Below are 12888 nucleotides of genomic sequence, written 5' to 3'. Positions count from 1 at the left end.
CCCCTTCTCCCCTACCAAAGGCTGTTCCCCGATCGACGAGCCCAATAGTTGGCTCCAGACAATAACACAACGCTGATGATGGCCTTAAACAGCCCCGCCGCCGTTGCATATGAGTATCGGCTGTTCTGAATGCCAATTCGATATACATAGGTGTCCAGCACGTCGCTGACATCTCGCAAAACCGGGTTGACTCCCAGCAGCAATATGTCCTCAAATCCTGCATTTAGGAAATTACCGATAGCCAGAATCGAGAACACAACGATAATTGGCATAATGGACGGAATAGTGATGGAAAAAATCTGCTTCAGACGGCTCGCACCATCAATGGAAGCGGCTTCATACAGTTGGGGATTGATGCCCGCAATTGCCGCCAAATACACAATGGAGGAGAAACCAATCTCCTTCCACACATTCGTTACCGTCAAAATACTCCAAAAGTACTTTGGCTCCGATAGAAAGTTAATCGGCTCATCGATAAGACTCAGCTTCTGCAGCAGTATGTTTAGGCTGCCGTTGTCCGCAGACAATATGGAGATCACTAAACCCGATACGATGACCCACGACAAAAAGTGAGGCAAATAGCTGATTGTTTGAACAATTCTTTTGAAAGAATGTTTCCCTACTTCATTGAGCATCACCGCGAGCAGGATGGGGGCAGGAAACCCGATGCACAGTTTAAGCATGCCAATGACGAGAGTATTCCGCATAATGGTCCAAAACTCCGGCGTCCCAAAAAACGCGTCAAAATGCTTGAAGCCTACCCAGGGACTGTTCAGAAACCCTTTGAATAAACTGTAGTCCTGAAACGCCATCAGCACTCCGTACATGGGAATGTAGCTGAAGACCAGGATAAACATCATGGCCGGAAGCACCATAAGTTGAATATCCCATTGCTTCAGAAAGCGGTGCAGGTGACTTTTCTTAACAAGCGGCTTCGTTTTGCTGCTCATCTCCACTTGCGGCATTGGCATCTCCCCTTTTTAATTTAGTGTTAGATTTATTAACATAATTATGAGATGCTTGCCACTTCATTGTATCTCCTGCACCAGTTCATTTCTCTGCTAAAACCAGTAAAATATAGCACTATATTACTGATTTCTAGGGATTTTGCTTTTGTGAAGTCTTTGGCGTCATGCCGATGTGCTTTTTAAACAGCCGATTAAAGTTGGTCAGCGTGCGGAAGCCACATTCCAGAGCAATATCCATTACCTTCATATGGCCTCCCTCCAGCATTGTGACAGCTTGCTCCAGTCGAATATGGATCAGGTACAGCATCGGAGGCATGCCGACCGCGCGTTTGAATATTTCGCTGAACCTTGAAGGACTGAGATAGACAAGAGAGGCCAGCTCCTCCAGCGTCCATGGATGGGCGAAGTTTTGTTCCATAACCATAATCACCTGACGTATTTTCTCATACTGTCTCTCACTGATGAGGTGTTGACTACCGCAAATCCCCTCTATTCGACACTCCCGATTTACTATAGTCAGAAACTGGAGTATAAGCGAATATACAACCGTAGCGTAGGAACGCTGCTCCCTCTCATGCTCCAATTGGAGTTCAAGAAGAAGTGACCGCAGTCTGTCCATGGCCGGATGATCACGGTGGATTAGATTCGTGTAATGTTTGTCTATGTCGCGGAACGGGCTGAATAGCTCCGGATCGAATCGGAGATTATGAATAAACCAGGTCGAATCGAACGTAATGACAGTCATGACAAGATCCTTCGTTTCGTAAGCGCAGTGAAGATCATTCGAATTGATGAGCAGCACATCTCCCTGCTGGAAATCAAATTTTTGACCGTTGATGATGTAGTAGCCCGTGCCGGATTTGATATAATTAATCTCCAGAACATTATGCCAATGAAGCTTTTGATAATGGATAGTCACACCAATCGTGTCGCCGATATAAACTGGATAATTCTTATTCATTTTTACCTTTTCCTTCGGAACCACTTCTTCCCTCATGATAGATGGCATTCATAACTCCCCCCACAACTTTTCTTGTAAGCGCTACCAAATACATATCTTGTAAAAAACTCTATCACCTATATTCCATTGTTGTAAATAAAAAAGCTATCCCAAGAGCCACTACTGACCCGGGACAGCTTTTTAAAAGGTCACTACAGAGTAAACTCTGTAGTGCCTTTCATATACACCTTATCGCTGCTAATTCTTCAGGACTTCAACTTCTGCCATATCGTTCAGAGTTATATTCAGATTATTTCACCTTATTTGTAAGTTTCGTTATAAATTCCATCTTTCGAACGTCAGTTGGCCGGTTTAAATTTGATCCAATCAAAATAGGCACGTACCGGCATACCTGGGTAATTGAATTTTCCTGTCCATATTTCAGCCGGTCCCGAGCCCGACCACAGATTAACCATAATATAGCCAGGACTGGTCGGAAGTGTTCCACGTGATCCATTCTCCGTGTGGACCAGTTTACCGTCTACATACCACTTAATGGATGATGGCGACCATTCGAACGCATAATTATGAAAATCGAGCGAGGCATCAAACCCCAGATTGATAATCGTGCTATGCTGGCCTACGCCATTCGTAAAATAATTAGTTTCCATCTTCGTCGTGTCTTTGCCCAAAATTTCAATGTCGATTTCGTCATTGGATGTACCTGTTCCTTGCCCGGAATACGTGAAGAGGCTTGTGACAAGACCGACTCCTGAAGCCGCTTTTAAACGTGCTTCAACCCGGCCATAGCCATACTTCACATGGGTCGAATATTCAGCGGAAGCATAATTTTTCCCCGAGCAACTGGCCGGACACCCAGTATTGTCAAGTCGCAGAGCCATAATTCCATTCACGAATTCCTGATTAACCGCCTTCCAGCCCACTCCGAAATCTGGACCATTAGCCCATCCATCTGAGGTATAGAACAAATTAGGATTGACGCCGTTTAAAGGTTCGTTAAAAGCAATGTCTGCCGCCGACGCTTGAATGGGCAACAGCATCGCGCATATCAGGCCACTTGCCATTAACACGGCCGACATTTTCTTTCTAAAATCCATTAACTTTTTCATGAAAAACACCTCTTCCTTGGAATGTAATTAAGAAAACATAAGCACGACAAGTTATGCACTTCTGGGATTCCGGAATGAATAATTCCATCCTGAATCATCTTCATACTACATGTAAAAATGTAGTAAATCTCAATCATTTCAATGATTAAACTGCACTATTTAACGGTTTTTCGCATCAGTCCATTAGTCAAAAGGCTACAAACAGCCTATAGTTCCTTCCTGTTACGGTCTTCTTCAGCCTTCTTATCTCTAATCTTAGGTAGCGACCTGCGATACTATTTTGCAAATATTCTCGGAAATCTGTGCATATTGGAGCACCATAGTGACGCTATTGCCAATGAACTCTCCTGTCGGTTAGTTAAACAAGAAGACAGCCGATCGTGATCGGCTGTCTTCTTATTTCTTGCGCTATCTTGTCCCGTTTGCTTAATGATGTGTGTTGCTTTATTTCTTGTATCATGTATTTAACGAATGCTAAAAAAATTTGTAAGTCAACATTACTATTATCTATGTGTTTCTCTTTTATCTTAGTTAAGGTCCATATTTCGCATCATGAACACTTGCTCAACATTTGTTGTGAAACCTAATTTTATCAATAGATCGTTTAGAGGTTGATTGGATTTACGCAGGTTAGATGTCCCTCGTCTGCAAACATAGTCTAACGGGGCGAACAGTTCACTGAGAGCAAGCTTATAAATTTCCTCTGCATCTTCCCGCCCTGGAAGGACCTCACATTGATAGAGCGAAATGGTTACCATTTTACCCTCTTGATCAAATGTTCGCTTATACAACGCATAGCATACAGGCTCGCTATCTTGTCTAATGATTATAGATTCACCCTCCTTCATGCTAGGCCATTGTGTCTGCCAAGCGGATAAACCTCGATAGAAGTCTAGCGCATATACATCACGGGGCAATCCTTTGGTGATAGAAAAGGGATGCTCAACAGATCGCTTCAATAATTGGGGATCTATTGTACCCGTATGTTGTAAAATCATTAATCGATCCGTAATTTCATACCCCACATACTGATATAGCTTGATCGCACTCTCATTCTGGGTGAGCGCTTCAAGTAACGCAAGTTCCACGCCTTGTTCTCGGTACAACTCTAGATTTCTTAACATGAGTGCTCTGCCAATGCCCTGCCCTCTAAATGCAGGCACAATACCTGTCCCACCGTTCCATGCCACTTTCTTTCCATCTACGTCACGAAATCCATTCAAGACAAACCCTGCAGGTTCACCATCCACATAAATAGCGAGTGAATTCTCCAAGGAAAGTCCTTCGTTAACAATCCTGGTCATCAAAGCATCAATCGTCATGACCATCTGTATAAAATAGCCCTCGAATCCTAGATTCCAAATACGTACATTTTCCTCCATCGATAGCTCACTTAGTTTCCTAAACGTCATTGTCATAAGTACAAACCTCTCTTTTACTTCGTTTAATGTGATCATTTTCGTATTTTCGCCCAACCTATATGCATTCTACTTTAACCGCTCGATAATGAAAAGTAAGGGAGCCATGGTCGAGTCGAACAACTAGTTCAAATCTCCATCTCACTGTCACCGGCTTCATCGCTTTTTTATACCGTGTATTGGAACTATGTTCAATAATTATCAAAATCTATCCGAAATATTGAAGAATTAACTGGTACATTGCTATAGAAAGACCTAAAATACTCGCTTTCATCTTAGAAGGATGATTTCTTTCGCTACGAAACAAGTAAAAGAAAACCACTATAAATCCTAAGGGAATCCATAACTGAAAGACACCTTCTGTTGTAGCACGAGAATAAATGGAAGTAATGAAAGTACTAATTAAAAAGTAAAAGAAAACCGTAAAACGTCTTGTTTCTAATTGCTTGCTCCACTTTATTAAAAAGAGAATAATAATTATTGCGATAATTGTAATGTGTAAAGGGGGTAGAAGAATAGCGGCGTTCCCAAACTTGAATTCCATTCTACATCGTCCTCCTCATCTTTAGTACATCGCCAAATTTGATCAATATGCAAATCTTGATCCTATTCAAACTGCATATACAGCTATCTTAAGATAGATTAAGAATTAATTACAGGTTAAAGAAGGCCCCACTACTTTTATTCCGAACTTCAAATTAATCTATCTGTTGGAGTTGGACAATAGTTGATGCATGACTATTTCGGCCATATCTTCGGGGATTCGCGTTTGTTATTCTTAATCCAATGGATCAGCACACCAATCGATGAACCAACATTCGCAGCCATTACATACTCTACATAATCTGAAGGTATCCCATCCAGTAGATAGTATAAGTACATCCATGGAGGGGCATTCAAAAACGGATCAGGTTATGACACTCGGAACGAAACTGGGAATGATCGAAATGCCTCGCAGAACATATATGAATTTCTTTGACGATTATGAAAGTGAATTAAGATCTTCACTTAAAGAATAAAAGACATTCGTAATAGTTTCCGATTATGAGAAAGGAATCTACAATTAAACCCTGTATAATCAATTCGATAAGTTTCTCAGCTCCTCTGTTATTTCCGGATACAACCAAGTTTCTTGTCTTGTCTCATAATAAGAACTTAATATTATGTAGCAAAAAGGACGGCTTCGCCGTCCCTTATGGCAACTACAATTGAAAGCAGATTCACTAGTAACCCTTCTTCTGCGCAATAATGATATAGACGGGTTGATTAGCAACTTGTGTTGGTGGATGAAGCGTATCAATAACTGAAAAACCTGCTTTAACGATTTCTTCCTCCATCTCCTTCGATGAAACCCTTGGAGCATTAGTCATCTCCGTCTTCTCTAATTCAATGCATAAAAAGATCCCTTTGTCTTTTAAAACTCTGTGGATTTCATCCAACACCAATGAAAGAGGTTGAACCTCGTGTAACGAGATTGAAGCAACAGCTTTTTCGAATCTTTCGTTCTCTAATGGCATTTCTTTAAAGTTTGCAGCGGTGGTTTCAATATTGGTTATCCCTTTTTCCTTAGCTTTTAGCTCTAGATACTGTAAAATATCATTATCGTAATCAAACGCAACTACCTTTTTCACATATTTAGCAAAAGAAAAGCTTATATAACCTGTACCGGCTCCAAGATCTAATAGTTCGTCCTCTTTATTAAGCTGTATAAACTTAAATAACTCCTCTGCTGGGAACCTCTCAATATTCTCCAAGTGCTCAATTTTTCTTTGTAGTTTTGGATTCATTTTATACTCCTTTTATAATCGTATTTGTAAGAATATTGTTTTTTTTCCAGCTGACGTCGGGATAGGTCTCAGTCCTGCCTGTGGGACTAAGGGGTCAACAAGTTCTGCTTAGGAGATTTTCTATAGGCTTTTTAGTTCATATATTATTCTAACCACCGAAATTACATCTCTGAGCATATTACAGATATTCATTATCCCCAATAACTATAATATACGAAATAAGATTTGTAAATAACAATGTTTAACACAGCAACCCCTAATTTCCTACACTTGACTCCAGAGTTGACCTAACCCGATATTTCATACAAATTGGCAGAACCCTCCTTCACTCACCAACGATCCAAGCGGGCATGAAACATGGAGTAAGGTGCTTGATATTGTTCTCCTCAGTCTTGTAAGTCTGTTGGGTACTCGACCATGAAGCCTAATAGCCCGTCGCTCCAATCTCGACGAAAACGTAAAAAGAAGTATCGTTTTTCGAGCATTTTTCATTATTTTATCCTCATATCGCCTTGTTGCCAGAAGCTCTGCTAAAGTTAGTGAATCGCGTTCTGGTCATTCAGAGAACAGGCCGTTTGCGCATGACAGTCTCTTGATAGGTGGCCAATTTATTGAAATTTTATCCATTAAAGAAAAATATATGGTATATTTGATAAGTCACTTAAAACATATTCAGGAAAAGAGGATGTTCTATGAAAAAAGTCTTTTTATCATGTATTGCCATGCTCTTGTTTTTGATTTCATTTTCCCCTGTGACTTCCGCCGCCAGTGGAGATCGTCTGATTTATGACACGATGTATAACGTCGCTGGTGGAGGGTTAGTGTCAAATAATATCAGGTTTTCGTTTCAATTTGATAATTATGGTGATGCGCAGATCTGGGACGTCAAGTCACGCAAGATGATATGGAACAGCAAAACCAAGGACACAAGAATACATAAACTCCAGATTAATTATTTCAGCGGTAAGTTGGTTATATCAGATCCGCAAAACACACCTTATTGGACGTCGGATAACCTGGCGTGGTCTAAGACATATTATGGAACAGACAATGTGCCAGCCAATCTTAGAGGCAATGTGCTGATCATGCAAAATGACGGCAATCTGGTACTGTACAACAATGAAAATCCGGCCTTGGGCTGGTATCCTGTCTGGGCTTCCGATACAGGTGGACATTAAACACCATAACAGTACCTTGCAAATGGATTCACGCACTCATCTGTCATCATTATGTAATGTAATCTGATTCTCATTAAACAGTTGTTGTACACCAAAAGATCTCTTCAATAGTGAAGAGATCTTTTGGTATTTCACATAGCAGCTATACCGCTATTATTCAGAAAGTGTCGGTTCATCTGGCGCCTCATTTGCAAGCAGCTCTGAACCATCGGAATGCCGTTCGAACATAACTGCGTCAACTCTCGTATAGATCATATCGGCAGGAAGCGTTGGCGGGTCTACTGTTGTAGGAGTAACTCTGGTTAACCGGACATACTCGCTACCGTCACCCGTAAAGTCGAACGTTCCTAGATTAACCCAACCCGATGAGCCGACCGTTGCATCGATATAGGTGACCTCGGTACCCGTCTTATGCTTCACTTCCACTTTGACATTATTATCGTTTCCTGTCGTATGGACGAGCTTGTAGATCGAGACTGTATATGTCCCCTCTGGAAACTGGCCTTTCCACGTTGCTGATGATCCTTGAACTGTTGAGTAACGGGACTTAACCCCAATTTTGTATCCGGCTAAATTGCTTTGACTCCAAGACCCTTCTGTCGTATATAACCCAGTTGTATTTGTACTGTCCACGATAACCGTTAGGTCCTTGATCGTGATGTTCAAAGGTGGTGTGGTTAAGGTCACTCCGTCAATCGTGACAGTAGCCCATACCTCAATGTGGTCCGTGTCCCCATCGAGATTGAGAAGGGTCAACAACCCATTGCTATCCACTTCGGCCAGATCCGTACGATCAACGAAATACTGCACATTGGCCTGTGTTAGATCAGCGATCAAACCGTTATCCAAATAGCCGGTTACGCTCAGCTGTGCGGTTTGAGTCATCTGCAGCTCGTTCCGATCAGACAGGATCACAGCAGACTCCAATTGCGGTACCCTGTTCGGGTCCACCCACATGATCGCATCGGCAATGACCCTGGACTTGTTGGCTTTATTGGTTAGTTCCACGTACCCACTATCGCCTGCAGCAAAAGGATAATCCCCTAGGTGCACCCAAGTACCATTCGCCGTTGTCTCATCAACAGTAACCGTCTCGGAGCCTCCGCTGTAATACACGGTAAATGAGGCATTCGTTGCCCAATTTTCACTTGCAGCGGTGATTTGCGGAATCTTGTAATACACACTGTAAGTGACACTTTCCGGCAGCTCAGGCCGCCATCTCATTTTGCTTGTCGCTGTGCCAGCCGTAGATTTGGCATACACATAGTTATCATAGTAATAGTTGTCAGCCGTCGTATCCCTTATCCAGACGCCTTCTGTCTCCGCCTCCGTATTATCCACTATGATAGATGAACTCTCCTGCCCATCGGGTTGGACTGGAGTTTCCGTTACCTCATCAGGCAGATAGAGTGTCCGCTTACGGGTCTGTTTCCCCTCCGATTCCACGTAATACGTGAAAGTTTGGGATAAATCATTCACCCGTATCGACCATTCCATTGGGTATATCGTATCTGGGACGGTCGTATACGTAGCCCCTCCATCCAAGGAATAATGAATGGTCGCGGGTTTCGTCGTTTTGGCCTGCACATAAGCATCATAGACCGTTTCGTCGGGTTTAACCATTAGCATGCCTTTAACCGCATCAATTGGACTGTGGGTATCAAAGAAATAACTTGCATCCGATGTATCAGCCGTTCTGACCTGATGCAGCGGCACATCAATATCGAGACCCTCTACAATGATCGCGGTGATTCCCTTACCTGAAACCGTGGCTTGAATGATTCCGCCACTCATAACTGCTTGCTCTGGTGTACCATTGTCGCGGATGATCGTTACGGTATAATCTTGTGCCGGGTTGAATCCAATGATTTGTTCATTCAATTCGATCGGAGTCTGAACTTCATCTGACGATGCATTGCTTAGCCCGATGTAGAATTTATCCTCGCTTTCACCCGTTATCCAATTCAATTGAGGATGGTTGGTCTTAATAATCCCCTTGGGCATCCAAAGCCAAACGTCGGAATTACCATAAAATTGACCTGGTTTATTCCCATAGAGGTGATATTTGAACCATAAAAAATTCGTTTCAAATACGGAAGGAAATGTAATGCTCCCGTTCGATTTTAATGATTGTTCGCTGATCAAATAATCCATCGTTTGCCCGAGCTGCCCCGGAATATGGTGATAATAGATGGATGTAGCCCCGCTGGGGCCTTCCAGAGGAAAGTCCGGTTCAAGTTGGCTAACGGCGAAGCCTTTATAGTAATAACCTGGATAACTGGAATATCGGCCAATAACCGCATTATGAGCAATATCCTGCAGCAGTTTATCCCCTGTATAGAGCGACAATCTCAGCATGAATGGAGCTTCCTGAGCATTCATCCGATAATAGCCGGTTGTACTTCCTGCTTCAAACGTCAATCCGCTCGGTGAAACAAGCCAACGATCCGCTTGAACGCCTCCGGCTATATCTTCTGGAAGCTTGAGCCTAGGATATTGAAATTTACCACTTTCCGGCCAATGGAACGACTCCGCGTAATTATACGTCTCAGGCTGAGGAATCGTAACGTTACCTTCAGGAACTGGACGAGCAACGAACATGGTTGCATACCGTTTGGCTTCCTTATAAGCGGCATTCAAGTATTTGGGATCCTGAGTTTCCTCATATAGCTCCAAGATCTCCATCCACAGCTTGCTATAATAATAAATGAACTCATTTTTACTCACATCCACGGATGCAGGCGTATCGATATATTGCAAGATATAACTATCGGCTGCATCCTTGGCAGCCTGCAAATACTGCGCCTCTCCCGTCATACGATACATCATCAGGGGTTGAATGACAGGCCCCCGGTCTTTCTGGTCCGGGTCTCGCATGAGGTACTCTTCCTGTGCCAGCGCCCCAATTCCTGCCGAAGTGCCCATCATCTGATTGACGGCGGCTACGCTTGAAACATCGAACGGCAGAGTAGCCATTTTCCATAAGGAAGGCACACCGTATACTTTCTTCTGCGTAGGCGACCAACCGATACCATTTCGCGATACGCCATACTGGACGGACGGCAGTGCTCTCGTATCGTAAAGCTGGTCATCCCCAGTCAAATAGTAAGCCCCCAAAAGAACCGCATTCGAGCTTGTTCGGACGCTATCCTCGTTTTCGATATCAATAAAGCCCTTGGCACGGCTCCACCACCCGCTGGGTGACGGGACATAATTAACAGAGTCGTCCCCTTGCGGCTCAATCTTAAGTAAATCGATCATATTAAACATCGCGTCAGTAAGCGACTGATCTGACACATTTTCGCGGTATGCTGAATAACCGTACTCATTGCGAAGAATATCCGCGTAGGATTCATACAGATTGCTTTTTTGAGCGATTAGCCCCATATGAAATTGATAAGTGCTCTCTGCGGTCATTTGCGAATAAGTTCCTAATTGAGGCGCATACAAGATTGGCTGCACGCTGCCTTCGTTGTTGACCAGGCTCATGCCAAGCCGTTGTTTCGTAACGCCTCCCGTCGGTTCAAATTCAACCGGAAGCTCTGCCGAAGGTACAAATACACCATACGTTAATGGATTTCCCGAACCATCATTTTTCTCAACCAGGCTCATCGGAGCGCTCAGCTCTCTCAAGCTTGTTGATTCCACTGTACCTACCATTTTGGCATGTGACCTGAATCCATTTAACACTTCATTGATGCCCGAGACTGCCTCTGTTGTGAAGGACTGATATCCAATCACATAATTGCCGTCCCGGCGAGGCGTAAAGGCAAAGGAAACATCTGGTTTATCCCCTGCCATGGACCAGTTCACTTCAAAATCGTAATCACTGTTATGCGCTGAATCAGTTAATACCGCCGTCTGGCTGTCGGGAAAATGGACCCCATCGAATGTAATCCAGCGTTTGTTCATCGTATCGTAGTAATTGGTTCGGCTGCCCGCATTCCCATCTAATAAAACCCATTGCTCCTCAAGTCTTTCCGATACATTATTGATTGGCGTCCAGTTTCCCGTGTCCGTGTTCTTATAGAACATGTCACGAACGATGGATTTACCCCCATCCCATGCTGCCTCATAGAAGGTCGCCTTATAGTTAGCATTTTCGATGCTGCCTTTTTCCGTATAACTGAGATTCGCTAATGTGCGGCTCCGCAGCGGGGGCAAGGGTGGTGCTTGCTGCCGGATATTTCCTTCGAACTTGACTGCATCGGCTCGTGTAATAATTGTACCCGTCGTAGGTTGCGTTCGAGTCAGCCTGACAAATTCGCTATCATTACCACTAAACTCATACTCCCCCATATCCACCCATCCAACCGATGGACCTGACGAAGGTCTAAGATCCATAAACTTAACATCCGTAATCCCGTTATGAACAATCTCAATCTTCACATTACTATCTGCTTTATCCGCCCAATCCAGCTTATAGAACGATATTTTCGCCGTCCCTGCTTCCAAGCGCGGATTCCATGTGATAGTTCTACCTACAGCATCCGTATATTTGGAACTGGAATTATTGTATCCCTTTACTCCTGCGCTTGTGGTCCAATAAGGAGCAGAGAACCCGTTATTGACATTGCCTGAATCAACAGTGACGACATTATCAATTGTGAGGCTTCCATCATCAATGATGATCGTCTTATGTGGTTCTTTCTGCCTTATATTCCCTTCGAACTTGACCGCATCCGCACGCGTAAGGATCGTGTTCGTGGTGCCGGTAGACCGGGTCAATTTAACGAATTCTTCACCAACTCCGGAAAAATAGTACTCTCCCAAATCAACCCAACCAGGTGGAGCGCCAGATGAGGGTCTTAAATCCATAAAGACTACATCCGTCGTTCCATTATGAACAATTTCGATTTTCACATTGCTATCAGCCTTATCCGCCCAATCCAGCTTGTAGAATGATATTTTCGCCGTTCCTGCTTCCAAGCGTGGGTTCCATGTTATCGTTCTGCCTGCTGTACTCGTATATTTGGTGCTGGAAAGATCATATCCCTTCACCCCTGTGCTTGTGGTCCAATTTGGAGCCGAATATCCATTGTTCTCGTTACCCGCATCAGGTGTCACAACATCATTAATCTTAATGCTCCCGTCATCGATGATAATGGTCTGATAAGGTAAGGTCTCCGCATAAGCAGCCCTTATTCCGATCAGGCTGGAAGGAACTACTATCGTCAACATGAAAACGATGAAGAAAAACAGCTTCCTTTTGACCATACAACTCACAGCCTCTCCTATTAATGATAACGCTTCCAAAAAGTAATACCCCTTTAATCAAATGATCGTAAAAAAGCAATTAACCTTAACATTCTGGCTAATCCCGCTCTGTCGTTTCTATCTTAGCATGTCACATCACCGTGAAATTTCTTTCATTTTAAGAATTTCTTATACGATTTTAAGTAAAAAAAGAAACCTACATCCTAATTGAGCGCTCATTGCAGTCAGATAGAATATAGGTCTTCCAAGT

General features: G+C 43.3%; 8 protein-coding genes. 1 reads left to right on the top strand and 7 read right to left on the bottom strand.

Going from position 1 to position 12888, the window contains the following annotated elements; all coding sequences use genetic code 11:
• Positions 1-11: 11 nt before the first annotated feature.
• From gpAD87_RS09235 to gpAD87_RS09210, 6 genes are all read right to left on the bottom strand, one after another.
• Positions 12-965, bottom strand: a complete 954-nt coding sequence (locus gpAD87_RS09235; RefSeq protein WP_064637710.1) for an ABC transporter permease — start codon at positions 963-965, stop codon at positions 12-14.
• A gap of 133 nt (positions 966-1098) precedes the next feature.
• Positions 1099-1977 (bottom strand): AraC family transcriptional regulator, encoded by an 879-nt coding sequence (locus tag gpAD87_RS09230; protein WP_064637708.1) that lies wholly within the window; start codon positions 1975-1977, stop codon positions 1099-1101.
• 290 nt (positions 1978-2267) lie between these two features.
• Positions 2268-3038, bottom strand: a complete 771-nt coding sequence (bglS, locus tag gpAD87_RS09225; protein WP_064637706.1) for a beta-glucanase — start codon at positions 3036-3038, stop codon at positions 2268-2270.
• 527 nt (positions 3039-3565) lie between these two features.
• The gene (locus tag gpAD87_RS09220; RefSeq protein WP_197521390.1) at positions 3566-4456 is read right to left on the bottom strand and encodes a GNAT family N-acetyltransferase; all 891 of its coding nucleotides are present in this window, start codon (positions 4454-4456) and stop codon (positions 3566-3568) included.
• 208 nt (positions 4457-4664) lie between these two features.
• The gene (locus gpAD87_RS09215) at positions 4665-5000 is read right to left on the bottom strand and encodes a hypothetical protein (protein WP_064637704.1); all 336 of its coding nucleotides are present in this window, start codon (positions 4998-5000) and stop codon (positions 4665-4667) included.
• Between the two features lie 679 nt (positions 5001-5679).
• Positions 5680-6243 (bottom strand): class I SAM-dependent methyltransferase, encoded by a 564-nt coding sequence (locus gpAD87_RS09210; protein WP_064637702.1) that lies wholly within the window; start codon positions 6241-6243, stop codon positions 5680-5682.
• A 692-nt stretch (positions 6244-6935) separates the two neighbouring features.
• On the opposite strand from gpAD87_RS09210, the gene gpAD87_RS09205 reads away from it, so the two are divergent.
• Complete coding sequence (locus gpAD87_RS09205) at positions 6936-7421, top strand: hypothetical protein (protein ID WP_064637701.1); 486 nt, start codon at positions 6936-6938, stop codon at positions 7419-7421.
• A gap of 153 nt (positions 7422-7574) precedes the next feature.
• Here the strand turns inward: gpAD87_RS09205 and gpAD87_RS09200 are convergent, their stop codons facing one another.
• On the bottom strand, positions 7575-12602 hold the full coding sequence (locus gpAD87_RS09200; RefSeq protein ID WP_197521389.1) for a golvesin C-terminal-like domain-containing protein: 5028 nt from the start codon (positions 12600-12602) through the stop codon (positions 7575-7577).
• Positions 12603-12888: the final 286 nt, after the last annotated feature.

The sequence above is a fragment of the Paenibacillus sp. AD87 genome, assembly GCF_001659845.1.
Lineage (GTDB): Bacteria > Bacillota > Bacilli > Paenibacillales > Paenibacillaceae > Paenibacillus > Paenibacillus marchantiae.
This window is presented reverse-complemented; position numbering and strand designations above follow the sequence as displayed.

What these genes read in the sequence shown, in the direction of transcription:
- bglS (WP_064637706.1), bottom strand. Translation starts at nt 3,038, where the DNA reads ATGAAAAAGTTAATGGATTTTAGAAAGAAAATGTCGGCCGTGTTAATG.
- gpAD87_RS09210 (WP_064637702.1), bottom strand. Translation starts at nt 6,243, where the DNA reads ATGAATCCAAAACTACAAAGAAAAATTGAGCACTTGGAGAATATTGAG.
- gpAD87_RS09235 (WP_064637710.1), bottom strand. Translation starts at nt 965, where the DNA reads ATGCCGCAAGTGGAGATGAGCAGCAAAACGAAGCCGCTTGTTAAGAAA.
- gpAD87_RS09200 (WP_197521389.1), bottom strand. Translation starts at nt 12,602, where the DNA reads ATGTTGACGATAGTAGTTCCTTCCAGCCTGATCGGAATAAGGGCTGCT.
- gpAD87_RS09215 (WP_064637704.1), bottom strand. Translation starts at nt 5,000, where the DNA reads ATGGAATTCAAGTTTGGGAACGCCGCTATTCTTCTACCCCCTTTACAC.
- gpAD87_RS09230 (WP_064637708.1), bottom strand. Translation starts at nt 1,977, where the DNA reads ATGCCATCTATCATGAGGGAAGAAGTGGTTCCGAAGGAAAAGGTAAAA.
- gpAD87_RS09205 (WP_064637701.1), top strand. Translation starts at nt 6,936, where the DNA reads ATGAAAAAAGTCTTTTTATCATGTATTGCCATGCTCTTGTTTTTGATT.
- gpAD87_RS09220 (WP_197521390.1), bottom strand. Translation starts at nt 4,456, where the DNA reads ATGACAATGACGTTTAGGAAACTAAGTGAGCTATCGATGGAGGAAAAT.